General features: G+C 69.2%; 19 protein-coding genes. 12 read left to right on the top strand and 7 right to left on the bottom strand.

Translation table 11 applies throughout. From position 1 onward, the window contains the following. Nucleotides 1-147: 147 nt before the first annotated feature. Entirely contained in the window at nucleotides 148-1,185 is a 1,038-nt protein-coding gene (locus WEE69_04825) for a peptidoglycan DD-metalloendopeptidase family protein (GenBank protein ID MEX1144615.1), read from the top strand. Here the strand turns inward: WEE69_04825 and WEE69_04820 are convergent. The 3 genes from WEE69_04820 to WEE69_04810 form a co-directional block, all read right to left on the bottom strand. Beyond that, entirely contained in the window at nucleotides 1,158-2,003 is an 846-nt protein-coding gene (locus tag WEE69_04820; GenBank protein MEX1144614.1) for a metal ABC transporter permease, read from the bottom strand. The genes WEE69_04825 and WEE69_04820 overlap by 28 nt on opposite strands. After that, nucleotides 2,000-2,758 (bottom strand): metal ABC transporter ATP-binding protein, encoded by a 759-nt coding sequence (locus tag WEE69_04815; protein ID MEX1144613.1) that lies wholly within the window; start codon nucleotides 2,756-2,758, stop codon nucleotides 2,000-2,002. Before WEE69_04815 ends, WEE69_04820 begins: the two co-directional genes overlap by 4 nt. 70 nt (nucleotides 2,759-2,828) lie before the next feature. Continuing rightward, entirely contained in the window at nucleotides 2,829-3,335 is a 507-nt protein-coding gene (locus tag WEE69_04810; protein ID MEX1144612.1) for a DUF1775 domain-containing protein, read from the bottom strand. Nucleotides 3,336-3,426: 91 nt separating this feature from the next. On the opposite strand from WEE69_04810, the gene WEE69_04805 reads away from it, so the two are divergent. Beyond that, nucleotides 3,427-4,368 (top strand): cation diffusion facilitator family transporter, encoded by a 942-nt coding sequence (locus tag WEE69_04805; protein MEX1144611.1) that lies wholly within the window; start codon nucleotides 3,427-3,429, stop codon nucleotides 4,366-4,368. 51 nt (nucleotides 4,369-4,419) lie between these two features. Here WEE69_04805 and WEE69_04800 read toward each other — a convergent pair whose 3' ends face one another. Beyond that, the gene (locus WEE69_04800; protein MEX1144610.1) at nucleotides 4,420-4,572 is read right to left on the bottom strand and encodes a hypothetical protein; all 153 of its coding nucleotides are present in this window, start codon (nucleotides 4,570-4,572) and stop codon (nucleotides 4,420-4,422) included. A gap of 17 nt (nucleotides 4,573-4,589) precedes the next feature. On the opposite strand from WEE69_04800, the gene WEE69_04795 reads away from it, so the two are divergent. Genes WEE69_04795 through WEE69_04785 form a run of 3 tightly spaced genes read left to right on the top strand, consistent with a single transcriptional unit; the run spans nucleotide 4,590 to nucleotide 7,601 of the window. Then, complete coding sequence (locus tag WEE69_04795; GenBank protein MEX1144609.1) at nucleotides 4,590-6,419, top strand: copper resistance protein CopC; 1,830 nt, start codon at nucleotides 4,590-4,592, stop codon at nucleotides 6,417-6,419. 4 nt (nucleotides 6,420-6,423) lie between these two features. Further along, complete coding sequence (locus WEE69_04790) at nucleotides 6,424-6,981, top strand: disulfide bond formation protein B (protein ID MEX1144608.1); 558 nt, start codon at nucleotides 6,424-6,426, stop codon at nucleotides 6,979-6,981. After that, nucleotides 6,978-7,601 carry a TlpA disulfide reductase family protein gene (locus WEE69_04785; protein MEX1144607.1) on the top strand — a complete coding sequence of 208 codons (624 nt, stop codon included), beginning with the start codon at nucleotides 6,978-6,980 and terminating at the stop codon, nucleotides 7,599-7,601. Before WEE69_04790 ends, WEE69_04785 begins: the two co-directional genes overlap by 4 nt. A 2-nt stretch (nucleotides 7,602-7,603) precedes the next feature. On the opposite strand, the gene WEE69_04780 is transcribed toward WEE69_04785, so the two are convergent. Further along, the gene (locus WEE69_04780) at nucleotides 7,604-8,035 is read right to left on the bottom strand and encodes a Fur family transcriptional regulator (protein ID MEX1144606.1); all 432 of its coding nucleotides are present in this window, start codon (nucleotides 8,033-8,035) and stop codon (nucleotides 7,604-7,606) included. A gap of 25 nt (nucleotides 8,036-8,060) precedes the next feature. On the opposite strand from WEE69_04780, the gene WEE69_04775 reads away from it, so the two are divergent. The 3 genes from WEE69_04775 to WEE69_04765 all read left to right on the top strand — a co-directional run bounded on the left by WEE69_04775 (nucleotide 8,061) and on the right by WEE69_04765 (nucleotide 9,919). Next, complete coding sequence (locus WEE69_04775) at nucleotides 8,061-8,828, top strand: transglutaminase-like domain-containing protein (protein MEX1144605.1); 768 nt, start codon at nucleotides 8,061-8,063, stop codon at nucleotides 8,826-8,828. A 5-nt stretch (nucleotides 8,829-8,833) separates the two neighbouring features. Next, the gene (locus tag WEE69_04770; GenBank protein ID MEX1144604.1) at nucleotides 8,834-9,451 is read left to right on the top strand and encodes an LON peptidase substrate-binding domain-containing protein; all 618 of its coding nucleotides are present in this window, start codon (nucleotides 8,834-8,836) and stop codon (nucleotides 9,449-9,451) included. A gap of 225 nt (nucleotides 9,452-9,676) precedes the next feature. Continuing rightward, complete coding sequence (locus WEE69_04765; protein MEX1144603.1) at nucleotides 9,677-9,919, top strand: MoaD family protein; 243 nt, start codon at nucleotides 9,677-9,679, stop codon at nucleotides 9,917-9,919. Here the strand turns inward: WEE69_04765 and WEE69_04760 are convergent, their stop codons facing one another. Together WEE69_04760 and WEE69_04755 are read right to left on the bottom strand one after the other, a co-directional pair. Next, complete coding sequence (locus WEE69_04760) at nucleotides 9,920-10,831, bottom strand: class I SAM-dependent methyltransferase (GenBank protein MEX1144602.1); 912 nt, start codon at nucleotides 10,829-10,831, stop codon at nucleotides 9,920-9,922. A 109-nt stretch (nucleotides 10,832-10,940) separates the two neighbouring features. After that, the gene (locus WEE69_04755) at nucleotides 10,941-11,567 is read right to left on the bottom strand and encodes a superoxide dismutase (GenBank protein MEX1144601.1); all 627 of its coding nucleotides are present in this window, start codon (nucleotides 11,565-11,567) and stop codon (nucleotides 10,941-10,943) included. Nucleotides 11,568-11,667: 100 nt separating this feature from the next. Between WEE69_04755 and WEE69_04750 the strand changes: the two genes are divergently transcribed. From WEE69_04750 to WEE69_04735, 4 genes are all read left to right on the top strand, one after another. Next, the gene (locus tag WEE69_04750; GenBank protein ID MEX1144600.1) at nucleotides 11,668-12,186 is read left to right on the top strand and encodes an aerial mycelium formation protein; all 519 of its coding nucleotides are present in this window, start codon (nucleotides 11,668-11,670) and stop codon (nucleotides 12,184-12,186) included. A gap of 10 nt (nucleotides 12,187-12,196) precedes the next feature. Beyond that, the gene (locus WEE69_04745; GenBank protein ID MEX1144599.1) at nucleotides 12,197-12,547 is read left to right on the top strand and encodes a helix-turn-helix transcriptional regulator; all 351 of its coding nucleotides are present in this window, start codon (nucleotides 12,197-12,199) and stop codon (nucleotides 12,545-12,547) included. A 24-nt stretch (nucleotides 12,548-12,571) separates the two neighbouring features. Continuing rightward, on the top strand, nucleotides 12,572-13,795 hold the full coding sequence (locus WEE69_04740) for a glycosyltransferase (protein MEX1144598.1): 1,224 nt from the start codon (nucleotides 12,572-12,574) through the stop codon (nucleotides 13,793-13,795). A gap of 76 nt (nucleotides 13,796-13,871) precedes the next feature. Continuing rightward, nucleotides 13,872-14,315 (top strand): YbjN domain-containing protein, encoded by a 444-nt coding sequence (locus WEE69_04735; protein ID MEX1144597.1) that lies wholly within the window; start codon nucleotides 13,872-13,874, stop codon nucleotides 14,313-14,315. Nucleotides 14,316-14,536: the final 221 nt, after the last annotated feature.

Raw genomic sequence — 14,536 nt, 5'->3', positions numbered from 1 at the left:
GCGTTGTGCCGGGTAGCGAGCGACGCGTACCCTGGGCGGCTCCCGACGACCCCGTCGTCGGGACGCGCCCCCATGATGTTGCCGATGTTTCCAACGCTGCCCGGAGTTACCCCTGTGCCACCTGTACGCCGGTGGGGGCGCCGATCCGTGGCGCTGCTGGCGAGCTTGGCCCTGTCGGCCGCGGTGGTGGGAGCGGCCGCAGGGCCAGCAGCGGCCAGCGCCCTCGACGACGCCAAGGCCAAGGTGATCGCCGCCCAGCAAGCCGCCGACGCCGCAGCCGCCGAGTACGAGGCCGCGATCGGGCGCTACGAGCAGGTGACCGAGGAGATCGCGGCACTCCGGGAGCAGATCCGCAAGAACCGTGAGGAGGCCGAGGGCCTCCAGCTGATCGCGGAGCAGCGCGCGGTCGCCGCGTACACCGGCCGCGGCGCGCTCCAGGGCGAGGCCTTCCTCACCGACGCTGATCCGCTCGACGGCGTTCGCCGCGAGAAGATGCTGGGGAACACCAAGCGGCGCGAGGACAACGCGATCGAGCGGCTCGCGAAGCTCACCGTCTTGCTCGAAGAGCAGCACACGGCCCTCGAAGTGCGGCGGGCTGAGCAGGAGGACGCGCTCGCCGCGGCCGAGGTGGAGCAGGCCCAGGTGCAAGCACGGCTCGGAGCAGCCCAGACCGCGCTCAACGAGCTCGAGGAGTACCTGCGACTCCAGGCCGAGGCCCAGCGCGCACAAGAGATCGCCGCCTCGATCGCGCGGTCAGCGAGCAACCGCAGCGGTGGCGTCTCGGGGGGTGCCGTCGTCGGCGGCATCATCTGCCCGATCCGCGGCGCCGTCACCTTCATCGACTCGTGGGGCGCGCCCCGTCACCAAGGTCGCCACCAGGGCGTCGACCTCATGGCCGCCCGCGGCACGCCGAACGTTGCGGTGGTGTCGGGCAATGTGCAGTTCAAGTCGGGCGGCACGTCGGGCAACGGCGCCTATCTGAGCGGCGACGACGGCAACCTCTACTACTACTTCCACCTCGACTCGTACGAGGGCGGTGCCCGCCGGGTCGCGCAGGGCGAGGTGATCGGGTACGTCGGCAACACGGGCGACGCCCGTTACACCGCAACCCATACCCACTTCGAGATCCACCCGGGCCACGGCTCGGCGGTGAACCCTTACCCGTCGGTGCGCGCCGTCTGCTGAGCCAGCCCGGTAGCCGCCACGATCGCGTAGAGCACCGCGGCGCACAGCACGATCGAGCCACCCGCCTCGAGATCCCACGCCCGGGCGGCGGCGAGCCCGCCGACCGCTGCGACCACGCCGACGGCAACCGCGAAGACCACCGTGCCGCGGAACGAGCGGGCGACGAGCCGGCTCGACGCCACGGGGAGCACCATCATCGCGGCGACGAGCAAGATCCCGAGCACACGCATCGCAGCCACGATCGTCACCGCGGTCAGCACGGAGAGGGTCGCATTGCACGCGTCGACCGGTAAGCCGGTCACACGAGCCGCCTCTTCGTCCACCGAGATCGCGAACAGCGCCCGCCCCACGATCGCCAGGACCACCAAGATTGCGATCCCGAGCCCGATGATCGTCAGCAGATCGTCAGTGCCGAGGTCGAGGATCGAGCCGAAGAGGTAGTTCTCGATGCGTTCGTGGCTCACGTCGGACTTGCCGATCATCACTGCCGCCGCCGCCAACCCGCTGTAGAAGACGAGCGCGAGCGAGAGGTCGCCCGTCGCGCGCCCGCGACTGCGGAGCAGTTCGATCACGAGCGCGGCCACGATCGCGAAGCCCAACGCGGTCCACACGGGCCACACCTCGAGGAGGAACCCCGCGGCCACCCCGGCGAATGCGACGTGACCGACTCCGTCACCCATCAGGGATTGACGGCGCTGGACGATGAAGACGCCGATCAGCGGCGAGCACGCGGCGACGATCGCGCCGGCACCGAGCGCGAGCTGGGTGGATTCGGTGTCGAACGGCCAGGGCAGCGGCAGTGCCGCAAGCACGCTCACGTGAGGCGTTCGAGCCAGAGCGGCAGGTCGTCTGTGTGCACACCCAGGCTCACGCCGCGCGCCGCGAGCTCGGTGGGCTTGCCATCGAACACGATCGAGCGCTTGAGCACCAGCACGTGGTCGAGGTCGTTCGCGACCGCCCCGAGCTCGTGGGTCACGAGCAGAACCGCGGCGCCGTGCTCGCGCACCTCGTGCACGACGGAGTCGCGAAACTCTCGTTGTGATGCCGCGTCGACGCCGGCGACCGGTTCGTCCAGCACGAGCAGCGCGGGCTCGCTCGAGAGTGCCTTGGCGATGAGCACCCGTTGCTGCTCGCCTCCCGACAGTGAACCGACCGCACGCCGAGCGAACGGTGCGAGCGCGACCGCTTCGAGCGCGTGTTGGACGGCTTCGCGATCGGCGCCCGTCGGGCGGCGCCACCAGCCGCGCCGTGCGAGCCGTCCGGTCGCCACGACCTCCTCGACGGTGGCCGGAAGTGCCGGAGCCAGGGCGTGGCGCTGGGGCACGTAGCCGATGCGCCACCGGTCGGGGACGTGCCCGGGCTCGACACCGAGACAGCGGACGGTTCCGGCAGCGGGGGTCAGGAGCCCGAGGAGGATGCGAACCAGCGTGGACTTGCCGGAACCGTTGGGCCCCACAAGGGCACAGAACTCGCCGGGAGCGACCGTGAGCGCCACGTCGACGAGCACAGGCTCGCGGCCATACGTGTAGGAGACGCCTTCGGCCTTGAGCGCAGGCGCCGCGGTGGCGGTCATGAGACTAATTCTAAGAGTGATTCTCAGTTCATGGCAAGCGCGGAGGTCGGCTTCGCCTGAGCGCTGCGGGTCAGTGACCGGTCTCTTCGGCTTCTTCCCCGTGCTCCTCGGGTGCGTCCTTGCCCACCCCGACCACGGGCGGTGACTCCTCGGCCCCTTCCGACGTGTCGATCCACCGGATCACGCCGTCTTCGCACTTCTGCACGACCTTCCACACCAGCAGCGTCTTCTTGTTGGGTGCGGTGAAGCCGATGGCGAAGCTGTCCTCGGTGTCGGTGTCGAGTGGCCCGCCCTCGAAGACGACGGTCTTGCCCTGCTTCGCGGCCTCCCAGCCGTCCTTGTCCTCCGGCGCGACGTCCGTGCCGCCCTTCGGGATCTTGAACGTCAGTTTCACGGTCGGCGACTCGTCGCAGCCGTGTGTCACCAGGAAGGCGACAGTTACGGCGTCGCCCGGCTCGACGCGGTTCGGGTCGGGCTCGACGTGCGCAGCCGCGGGCGCGCATGCGAGCAGAAGTGCACCGAGCGCCAGGACAGATACGACGATGGAGCGCCGCGAACGTCCGCCGGCCGTCAGCATGGTGCCCTCCTTCGAACGTTGAGGAGCCGAATCCTTGCACGGTCGGGGTCGGACGGTCGGTCACCTCAGTGCCGCGCAGTAGCGTCGACCTGTGACGGCGGCTCACGGTCACTCCCATGTGCGCCCGCACGCGCAGTCCGCGGACGTCCGTCGTGTGCTCTGGATGGTGCTCGGGCTCAACGCGTGTCTGCTCGTTGCAGAAATCGCGGGAGGCCTTGCCTTCTCGTCGCTCGCGCTGCTGGCCGACGCCGCGCACCAGGCTTCCGATGTCGCCGCCCTCTGCATCGCGCTCATCGCGCAGACGATGGTGGAGCGCCCCGGGTCGCGCCGCCACACCTATGGGTTGCTGCGGGCCGAGGCACTCGCGGCGCAGCTGAACGCGGTGCTCTTGATCGGTGTCGCCGTGTGGGTGTTCATCGAAGCTGCTCATCGACTCGACTCGCCTGACGCGGTCGAAGGTGTCGGCGTGATCGCGTTGGCGTCGGTCGCCTTGGTCGTGAACTTGTCGTGTGCCGTCGTGTTGGCCCGTCTCCGCGGCCAGTCGCTCAACCTTCGCGGCGCCTGGCTCCACATGGCTGCCGACGCCGCCGGGTCGGGTGGCGCCGTCCTGGCGGGCGTGGCGGTGGTCGCGTTCGGCGCGACCCGTGCCGACCCCATTGCGTCGATCCTGATCGGTGTGCTCGTGATCGTGAGCGGGTGGCGTCTGCTCAGGGACACCACGACCGTCCTGCTGGAAGGCGCCCCGCGCGGTCTCGACCTCAATGCGCTCCACGAGGCGCTGATCTCCGCACCGAACGTCGAGGCGATTCACCACCTTCACGTGTGGGAGCTCGGTACCGATCTGCCCGCACTCTCGGTCCACGTGGTGCTCGATGGAGAGCCGAGCCTGCACGACGCGCAAGCGAGGGGGAACGCGCTCAAAGCGATGTTGGCGGAGCGATTCGGGATCGAGCACGCAACCCTGGAGCTCGAGTGCCACGACTGCGAATCGGCGGTCAGCGGCCTCCATGCGTCACCCGCGAACGACGGATAGCCACCATGCGTCGCGTGTCGGGATTCGGCGCGCCCCGGCGCGCGGCGACGATCACCACGCCGATCCCGACGCCGATGGCGAGCGCGTCGGTTGGACCCCGCCCAGCCCGTGCGCGGCGGCGGGCGGCGCCGCGAGGACCAACGCGCTGATCGCGAGGAGCCCGGTGAGTGCCGTCGTACGTGCCACCCGCACGAACCGGACCACGACGAGCGACGATACTGGTGCGGCTCGACGTCTCCCGGCATGGACGGCTGATGATCGCAACCAACATCCGACCCAAGGACATCCGCCGCGTCGGCGTGGTCGCGCTCCTCGGCGTCGCATTCGTGATCATCGCAGCTGGCCCGGCATCTGCGCACGCGTCGCTCTTGGAGTCGAATCCCGCGCCCGGCGAGGTGCTGCAGACCTCGCCGAAGAGCATCTCGCTGAGCTTCTCTGAACCGGTCGACGCGTCGTTCGATGCGATCCGCGTCTACGACTCCGACAGCAAGCGAGTCGGTGCCGGGGAGGTGAAGACCCGGAACAACCTCGTGACGCTCCCGCTGGATGAGCTGAAGAACGGCTCGTACGCCGTCACGTATCGCGTCTCGTCGTCCGACTCCCATCCCGTGACGGGAGCATTCACATTCCAGGTTGGAAACGCCGGCAACGCATCGAGCCCACGCGCGCAGGCGCTGGCCGAGCGCCTGCTTGGCATTGAGAGCGGCGACCAAGCGGTGGGTGCGCTGTACGGATTCACGCGCTGGCTGCTCTTCTCGGGCTTGGCCCTGATGATCGGGTGTGCGGCGTTCGGTGTGATCGTCTCGGATCGGGCCTGTGCGTCGAGAGCCAACCGACGCCTCGTGTGGATCGGCTGGGCCATGACGACGATCGCCACCGCGCTTGGCTTCTTCGTCTACGGCGCGTATGCGGCCGGCGTCGGGCTCGGTGACATGTTCAAGTCGACGTTGATCAACGAGACGCTCGACGTGCGCTACGGCGAGATGGGCGTGGCGCGGCTCGCACTCTTGTTGCTCGCCATCCCGATCATCCGGGCCCTCCTCGCGCGCGACGGAGACGAGCCGCGGCCGATTTCCCGGCCGTGGCTCGGAGCGGCGGCGCTGTTCGCGGTGCTGATCGCCGCGACACCGGGACTGTCCGGCCACGCCAGCAGCGGGGATCTCGTGGAGCTGGCGGTCGTCACCGACACGGTGCACGTGCTCGCCATGGGGTTGTGGGTCGGCGGGCTCGTCGCGCTCGCGGTCGTGGTGCTGCGGCGGCACGCAACCGTCGCCGAGATGGAGCAGCCGGTGCGACGGTGGTCCCGGCTCGCGTTCGGGTGCGTCGCGGTTCTCGTCGCCACCGGCGCGTTCCAGGCGTGGCGCCAAGTGGGAAACCTGACCGCGCTGCGGAGCACCGAGTACGGACGGATGCTGATCATCAAGGTCCTGCTATTCGCCGGGCTCCTGATGCTCGCCACGTTCAGCCGGGAGATCGTGAGGTTCCTGTACCCGGCCCGCGAGCCCACGGGGGGCCGGGTGCCGGTTGTGGCGGGAGGCTCCGACGACGATCTCGAGCCGGAGCCGACCAAGGAAGAGATCGCGGAATACGAGGCGTGGGAGTCTGGCCGGCTCCGTCGATCCGTCTGGGGCGAGGTCGGGGTGGCCGTCGTCGTCCTCGTGGTGACCGCGCTGCTCGTCAACGCGCCGCCCGCGAAGGGCGCGGCTGCCCTCGAGGCCGGCAACGCCGTGGGGATCACGCTGAAGTCGAGTGATGTGTGGGTCGACATCGTGGTCGTCCCCGGTCGGCGCGGACAGAACGCGGTCCACGTCAGCGCGCTGACACCGGGCGGCAAGCCCAAGGATGTGGAGGATCTGACGATCACGTTCGCGCTTCCGGAGGATGACATCGCCGGCATCGAGGTGCCGCTCGAGCGGATCAGCGCCGGTCACTACACGGCAGCAGGCTTCTCGGTCCCGATCGCCGGGAAGTGGCAGATCACGGCCAAGGCGGTCGTCTCAGAGTTCACCCAGCGCACCATGCGTACCGAGATCGAGATCGGCGACAGATAGGCCAGTGGTCGATCTCGACACCGCGAACTCCTTCTTCACGGCGCTCACGCTCATCGCCAACGCGGCATTCGTCGCGCTCGTGGGTCTCGGAGTCGCTTCACGCGCCGGCGGCCAACGTCTCTCTCGTCGCGTCGTTGAGCTCGTCGCGCCTGGCGCTCGCAGGCTCGCGCTCGTGGTTGCAATCGTCGCAACCCTCGGCAGCCTCTTCTACTCCGAGGTCAAGGACCTCGTGCCGTGCGATCTCTGTTGGTACCAGCGCATCTGCATGTACCCGCTCGCGGCGATCCTCGCGGTGGGCATGCTCCGGCGCGACCGCTCGGCCCTCTGGTACGCGGCGCCGTTCGTGGTCCTGGGCGCGCCGCTCGCGCTCTACCACTGGCTCGTCGAGCGCGTGCCGTCGCTGTCCGATTCCACGTCGTGCTCGATCGTGGCGCCGTGCGCCGTGCCCTACTTCGAGGAACTCGGGTACATCACGCTGGCGTTCATGGATCTGAGTGCCTTCCTGCTCATCGGCGCCCTGCTGCTCATCGGCCAGCGCCACGACCCGGAGACATCGCCATGACCCCCGCCACCCGATCCCTCGCCGTCTTCCTTGCCGCCGGACTCGCGCTCGGCGTTTGGGCCGCACCGGCGCTCGGCGCCAAGCAGGAGGTGGGCCCCCGCGTGAAGGTGGAGGGCTCTCGCCTTCCTACGCCCGACGCCGACACCTTCGGCACGGCCGACGACCCGGCCGTCGGGCGCACACCGCCGACGCTCGTGGGCGAAGGGTTCAACGGCAAGTCGGTCACGGTCGGCCCGAGCGATGGGCCGAGGATCGTCGTCTTCCTCGCGCACTGGTGTCCGCATTGCCAGGACGAGGTGCCGCTGATCGTGAAGCTGGCCAAGCAGGGGAGCATCGAGGGCGTCGAGGTCGACACCATCGCCACCGGCACCAGCGAGGTCCACCCGAACTACCCGCCGTCGAAGTGGCTCAAGCGCGAGGGCTGGCCGTTCAAGCCGATCCTGGCCGACGATGCGCGGTCGCGTGCACTCGAAGCGTTCGGGGGGAACAGCTTCCCCTACTTCGTGTTCGTCGCAGCCGACGGCACGGTCGCAGCGCGGTATTCCGGTGAGATCGCGGCCGCGGACGTCAAAGAGGTCGTCGCCCGTCTCGTCGCCGGGCGGTCGCTGTTCGGAGAGTAGGCCTAGACGCAGCGTCGGCAGAGGCCGACGAGGTCGATGCGGTGCGCCTTCGTTCGGAAGCCCGTGGTGCTCTCGACGAGCGCCACCGCGTCGGCGAGCGACGCTTCCAAGCCTGACGACGCCGGCACGTCCTCGACGGCTCCGCAGCTCGTGCAGATCAGGTGATGGTGGTGACCGGTGAGCTCCTCTGCGAGCTCGAACCGAGCGAACTCGTTGGTCACGATTCGGTGGACCACGCCGGCTTGCTCGAGCACCACGAGATTTCGGTACACCGAGCTCTGCGCGAGCCCGTCGCCGGCGTCCAGGATCTCGGGGAGCGCGAGCGGCCGAGTGGCAGCTGCGAGCACGTCCACGATCGCAGCGCGCTTGGGTGTCAGCCGCTGGTGTACCCGACGCAGGCGCGTCGAGATCTCCTCGCGCAGATCGGGTGGCACACCGGCGAGTGTACCGTCGCACCGGATGGATCCGACCGAGCGGTTCACCGAGATCGTGCAGCGCGCCGATCAAGACGTGCCGCTCGACGAGGCCGCGCTCCTCATCGCCGCGCACGATCACGGCGTCGACGTCGAGGAACAGCTCGCGCGCCTCGACGAGCTCGCGGCCGGCGCTCCACCCGCCGCTGACGCGCTCTCCACGTACTTGTTCGTCGAGCGCGGTTTCGTTGGCAACTCGGTCGAGTACTCGGACCCACGGAATTCGCTCCTCGATGAGGTGCTCGACCGGCGGCTTGGGCTTCCGATCACGCTAAGCGTCCTCATGATCGAAGTCGGCCGGCGACTCGGACTCGGTCTCGTGGGGATCGGCATGCCGGGGCACTTCCTCGTGCGCGCCGAGACCGGCACGTTCTTCGACCCGTTTCACGGTGGCGAGCGCCTGGATGAGGACGGATGCCGTGAGCGGTTCAGCGCGACGCAGGGCGACGCGGCGTTCCTCTCCGAGTATCTCGAGCCGGTGGGCTCGCACGCGATCCTCGCTCGGATGCTCGCCAACCTCGTGCGGTCATACGTGCTGCTCGACCCGGTGAGCGCGGTCTGGGCGGTGAGGCTTCGTTTGCGAGTGCCCGGTGTCTCGCCCAGCGAGCGACGCGAGGCGGCCGCGCTGCTCGGCACGCTGGGTCGATTCGAAGAAGCCGCTATCGAGCTTGCCGCGATCGCCGATGAGCTCGACGGTCCGGCCGCGAGTCGGGTCGAGCGGGACGCGGCGGCATACCGCGCGCGGGCGAACTGACCGCGGTGAGCGAGTCGCTGCCGATGTTCCCGCTCGGTTCGGTGCTGTTTCCGAACGCCGTGCTCCCGCTGCATGTATTCGAGCCGCGCTACCGCGAGCTCACGGAGCGATGCCTGGCCGGTGATCGTGAGTTCGGCGTGGTGCTCATCGAACGCGGTCACGAGGTGGGTGGCGGCGACACGCGCTTCGACGTCGGAACGGTGGCGCGCATCGTGCAGGCCGGACAGCTCGAGGACGGCCGCTGGGTGCTCGTCAACGTAGGGACGGAACGACTGCGGGTGCTTGAATGGCTGGCCGACGATCCCTACCCGCTCGCTCGCGTCGCACGACTCGAAGACACGACGACGTCGGGCTCGCTCGACCTCGTCAGCGATGTCGGCGCGCTCCTCCGTCGAGTGCTCGCGATGCACGTCGAGCTCGGTGACCTCGCTGCGCCACTCGACGTACAGCTCGACGACGACCCGCAGCTTGCGTCGTACCAGGCGGCGGCGCTCGCGCCCGTTGGCCCACTCGATGCGCAGCACCTGCTCGAGATCGATGACACCGGCGAGCGCCTCCAACGGCTCCAGGAGATCCTCACTGAGGAGTGCGCGGTGCTCGAGCTGCGCCTGTCGGGTGACTGAGGGAGCCGCGAGCGTTCGCCGAGGTAGAGAGGAGCGGCCCGGCGCCGCAGGCGCCGAGAGCGGGAAGGATCTGAGTACGGCCTACGCTGACCCACGTGGGACCGCAGCCGGAACCGGAGCAGGATCGCGACCTCACCGATCTCGAAGCGCTCGAGCGCGAGCTCGCGGCGCTGGAGCGTGAGCTCGAGATCGTCGACGGCCCGCCGGACGAATAGCGCAGTGCCGATGGTTCGGCTGCGGTTGTTCGCAGCCGCGCGAGACGCCGCGGGCACCGCGTCGGAGGACATCGAGGCTGCGACGGTGGGCGAAGTGCTCACGCACGCGCGCGCCGCATACGGATCGCAGTTCGTCGAGGTGCTGGAGCACTCGCGTGTCTGGCTCAACGGTGATGAACCGACCGAGGGCGATGCCACTCCCGTGGCTGACGGTGACGAGGTCGCGGTGCTCCCCCCCGTCAGCGGCGGCTGATCACGCCCGCGCGGTGATGAGCCAGGCGGCCCCGCTGAGGAGCACTCCTTCGTCCGTGGTGCGCGGCTCCAAGGCGTCTCGGACTGCGGCGAGTGCCTTCTCCTGCACGTCGGCCGGCTTGTCATCGAGGAGGGCGTGGGCCATGCCGGTGTTGCGCATGAACGCGACGGCCTCGTCGAGGGTGCCGCGGCCGCCGACGAGCATCGGGGCCGAGAACGGCCCGATCGCTAGGTCGCGGTAGCCCGCCGCGCCGAAGATGGCGCGCACGCGGTCAGTGTCGGCCAACGCATAGGGGCCAGGTGCACCGGGCTCGGCGCTGGGGAGCTCGACGAACTCGAGGATGGCGGCACCAGGCACCGCCATCCACTCGTTGGCGAGGAGCTCCTGCCAGACGACGAACGCCACCCGCTCGTCGGCTCGCAGAGGTGGCGGCTTTGCCGACGGGCTCTGCGGGGAGCCGGAAGCTTGCGACGGCGACCAGGGGTGATGGACCAAGCCGCTGCGGATGTTGGCGAACGCAGCCTCAGGGTCGTCGAAGAACATCACGCCGAACCGGCTGATCGCGCAGTCGAACTCGGGGTCGAACTGACGAGTCTGCGCGTCGCCCGCCTCGAAGGAGACGTTCGTGACGCCTTCTTCCTTTGCGAGCTCGCGAGCCCGCTCGAGCATTGCTTCAGAGAGATCGACCCCGAGCGCCGATCCACTGCTGGCGGCCCGCGCCGCGGCGCGCGTGGTTGCGCCATTGCCACAGCCCACGTCGAGCACACGCTCGCTCGGTTTGATCGCGGCCACATCGAGGAGCGCGGCGCCGAACGGCGCCAGCATCTCGTCGTACCGTCGCTGATGCTCGACCCAATGACGCGCTTCGTCGCGGTTCCAGTACGCCCGCTGCTCCGCGTTGGCCCCGCTCACGGGCCAGAGGCTACCGAGCGCGCCGCAGGTACCCTGCGGCGCAGGTGGCCGGTCGCCGAGGTGGAGGGGAGCGGCCCGGCGCGCAGCGCCGAGAGCGGGATGTGCGACCCTATTGCGCGTCGAGTGCGAGGTCGATGTTGCGTGCGCTGGCGAAGCGGGTGGCGACGTCGTCCCAGTCGACGAGCTCCCAGAACGCGCCGACCCACTCCGCCTTCCGGTTCTCGTACTGGAGGTAGTAGGCGTGCTCCCACATGTCGAGCACGAGGAGGGGCGGACCACCTTGGCCGACGTTGCCCTGGTGGTCGTACACCTGCTCGACGATGAGCCGCTTCCCGACGGGCTCCCACGACAGGGCACCCCAACCCGACCCCTGCACGTTCATTGCCGCTTCGGTGAGCTGCGCCTTGCACGCTTCGAACGATCCGAGGTTGTCGTCGACGGCCGACGCGAGCTCGCCGGTCGGCTTGCCGCCGCCTCCAGGGTCGAGGTTCTTCCAGAAGATCGAGTGCAGGATGTGCCCGGACAAGTGGAACGCGAGGTTCTTCTCCAACTGGTTGATCGAGCCGAAGTCGCCGGACTCGCGCGCGTCCGCGAGCTTCTCCAAGACGGTGTTGGCGCCGTCGACGTAGGCCTTGTGGTGCTTGCCGTGGTGGAGCTCGAGGATGCGTCCAGAAAGGTGCGGCTCCAGCGCGCCGTAGTCGTACGCCAGCTCCGGCAACGAGTACTTCAACACGATCAACCTCCTTTGAGGTTCTTCCCCATTCTGGCGGTTGGCACACCTGGCCAGGTCGCGCCAAGAAGCAGGCGCCCGCGGACCCGCTGGTACTCTCGACGGGATGCCGGCCGGCCACCGACGCCGCCTCGATGTGATGCTCGAGCCGTCGTATCTCGACGACCTCGGCGGACTCGACCTCGATGGCGTACGCGCGCTGCACGAGGAGTGCCTCGCAGTCGAGACCGAGGTCTCGTACGTCCGCCGCCTCGCTCAGGCGCGCATCGACATCGTCGAAGCCGAGCTCGACCGACGCACACGAGGCGGATCGATTGGCGACCTCATCGCCGCGCTTCCCCAGATCCTTGCGGACGACACGCCCCGTTCCTCGCAGTCGTCGAGCCGTCTGCCGCGGCATCTCGGTCCGGCCCCGGTGATCCCGTGGCGGCGGGGGCTCGAGCGACTCATCACCGATGCCACGCTCTTGAACCTGCCGACGCTCTCCGAAGAGGAGCTTCGCTCGACGCTCGAGCAGCTACGCGAGCTCGAGACGGAAGTGTCGGGGAAGCGCCGGGCCCTGCACCGCGTGATCGACGCGATCGAGGCCGACCTCACGGAGCGGCACAAGGTCGACCACGGGTAGCGGCACGCCGGTGCCCGACGCGATCGAACAACGACTGCGCGACCTCGGATCGTTCATCCGCGACCAACGGAGGAACGCGCGGCTGTCGCTCCGAAGCCTGAGCGACCGCGCCGGGATCTCGAACCCGTATCTCAGCCAGATCGAGCGGGGGTTGCGCAAGCCGAGCGCCGAGATCCTTCAGCAGATCGCGAAGGCATTGCGCATCTCAGCCGAGACGCTGTACGTGCGCGCCGGCATCCTCGAGGCTCGGGGTGAGCACCAGGACGTGGAACAAGAGGTCCTGCGTGACTCCACGCTCACCGACCGGCAGAAGCAAGCCCTCATCGAGGTCTACCGGTCGTTCCAGGCCGAGAACCGGTAATCCGAAACGTAGACTCGGGTTCTCATGTCGGTTCGTCGTATCGCGATGCTCAGCCTGCACACGTCGCCCCTCGCTCAACCGGGTGCCGGCGACGGTGGCGGGATGAACGTCTACGTCCAATCACTGGCATCGGCACTCGCCCGCGCCGGTGTCGAGTGCGATGTGCTCACTCGCGCCGAGCACGCCGAGCAGCCCCCGATCGTCGACGTCGAACCAGGCTTTCGGGTAGTGCACCTCGACGCGGGACCCCGCGACGTCGTGGCCAAGGAGGCGCTCCCCTCGCTGGTGGACGAGCTCGTGGTTGCCGGGCGTCGCCACCTCACCGGCACCGACAACTTCGACGCCCTGCACGCCCACTATTGGATTTCCGGCGCGGTCGGGCACCGACTCAAGCATGAGCTCGACCTGCCGCTCGTCACCACGTTCCACACGCTGGCGCGCACGAAGGCCGCGGCTGGCGTGGGCGACGACCCGCCCGAGCGGCACCGGGTGGAGGGTGAAGTCGTCGCTTGCACCGATCGCGTTGTGGCGTCGACGACCGACGAGCGCGATGAGCTGGTCGCGGCGCTCGACGCCGACCTCTCCCGCGTCGAGGTGATCCCTCCCGGCGTCGACCACTCCATGTTCTCGCCCGGCGACCGCGCTGAGGCGCGCCGCCGGCTCTCGCTCGGCACCGAGCCGCTGCTGCTCTTCGTGGGTCGGATCCAACCGCTCAAGGGGGCCGACCTCGCGCTGCGCTGTCTCGCGGCACTCGCCGACGAGCGCGCGGTGCTCGTCGTCGTGGGGGGGCCGAGCGGAGCCGATGGGACGCACGAGCTGGTGCGACTGCACGAGCTCGCGGCTGATCTCGGCGTCGAGGATCGTGTCCGCTGGGTTGCGCCGCAGCCTCACGCCGCGCTCGCTGACTGGTACCGCGCGGCCAACGTATGCATCGTGCCGTCGCGCACCGAGTCGTTTGGCTTGGTCGCACTCGAAGCCGCAGCCTGTGGGACGCCGGTGGTGGCATCCGAGGTGGGCGGCTTGCGATCGCTGATTGCCGACGGAGAGACTGGCTTCCTCGTGCCCGGACGTGCCGCGCCGGACTACGCGGAGCCGGTGGCGCGACTTCTTGGGGACGACGTGCTCGCAGCCCAAATGGGTGTGACCGCGGTTGCGCGCTCGCATCGCTACGCGTGGAGCATCACCGCAGCCCGCCTGCGTCGCCTCTACACCGATGTGGGTGCACGCGAGCTCGTGCAGTGCGCCTGAGCGAGCCAAGTGAGCGTCCGCGGCGCAGGTACCTTGCGCCGCAGCGCGCGTGGCCCGAGCGGCCTGTCGAGCGGGAATGATGGAAGATCTCGACGCACGCGAGCGGGCCGCGCACGCGCTGATCGCGGCTCACCTCGAAGGACCGGTCGCGGCCGAGTCGTACATCCAGACCGTCGAGTACGACCCCGAGCTTCGTCGCTGGTACGTGCGCTTCGGGTGCGACGGCCGCGACGCGACGACGATCTACTTCGACCTGCACCAGCGCACGCTGCGCTACGAGGTTTACTTCCTCCCCGACCCACCGACGAACCACCTCGACCTGTACCGCTTCGTGCTCCAGCGCAACCACACCATGTATGGCGCGCGGTTCTCGATCGGCCCCGACGGCGACCTCTACCTGACCGGCCGGGTCGCGCTCGAGCATCTCACCGAGGCTGAGCTCGACCGCATCATCGGGGTTCTGTACGAGCTGGTCGAGACCTGGTTCCAGCCCATCGTGCGGCTCTCGTATCGCCGCTAGACCGTCGGGCGCCCCGTCATGGTTGGCGCCGCGGTGTGTCGGGTGCCTCGCCGGCGCCGACGGGTTCCGGTGCGGCAGCCCGTTCCACGGGCCACCGGCGTCATCGGGCCCGAGGTGCTCGACGGCACGCCTCGTTCGGGGAAGTGCGGGGCGCGCCTGAAGGTTCCTCGGGCCCATGCGCCTCCATTGGTCGCCGTCGCAGGCGACGGCTCCTGCTCCGG

Source organism: Acidimicrobiia bacterium (assembly GCA_040881685.1).
Taxonomy (GTDB): domain Bacteria; phylum Actinomycetota; class Acidimicrobiia; order IMCC26256; family PALSA-555; genus SHVJ01.
Note: the sequence above shows the minus strand (reverse complement) of the source record. Positions and strands in the feature narration are given on the sequence as shown.

What these genes read in the sequence shown, in the direction of transcription:
- WEE69_04815 (MEX1144613.1), bottom strand. Translation starts at nt 2,758, where the DNA reads ATGACCGCCACCGCGGCGCCTGCGCTCAAGGCCGAAGGCGTCTCCTAC.
- WEE69_04810 (MEX1144612.1), bottom strand. Translation starts at nt 3,335, where the DNA reads ATGCTGACGGCCGGCGGACGTTCGCGGCGCTCCATCGTCGTATCTGTC.
- WEE69_04785 (MEX1144607.1), top strand. Translation starts at nt 6,978, where the DNA reads ATGACCCCCGCCACCCGATCCCTCGCCGTCTTCCTTGCCGCCGGACTC.
- WEE69_04775 (MEX1144605.1), top strand. Translation starts at nt 8,061, where the DNA reads ATGGATCCGACCGAGCGGTTCACCGAGATCGTGCAGCGCGCCGATCAA.
- WEE69_04765 (MEX1144603.1), top strand. Translation starts at nt 9,677, where the DNA reads ATGGTTCGGCTGCGGTTGTTCGCAGCCGCGCGAGACGCCGCGGGCACC.
- WEE69_04750 (MEX1144600.1), top strand. Translation starts at nt 11,668, where the DNA reads ATGCCGGCCGGCCACCGACGCCGCCTCGATGTGATGCTCGAGCCGTCG.
- WEE69_04740 (MEX1144598.1), top strand. Translation starts at nt 12,572, where the DNA reads ATGTCGGTTCGTCGTATCGCGATGCTCAGCCTGCACACGTCGCCCCTC.
- WEE69_04735 (MEX1144597.1), top strand. Translation starts at nt 13,872, where the DNA reads ATGATGGAAGATCTCGACGCACGCGAGCGGGCCGCGCACGCGCTGATC.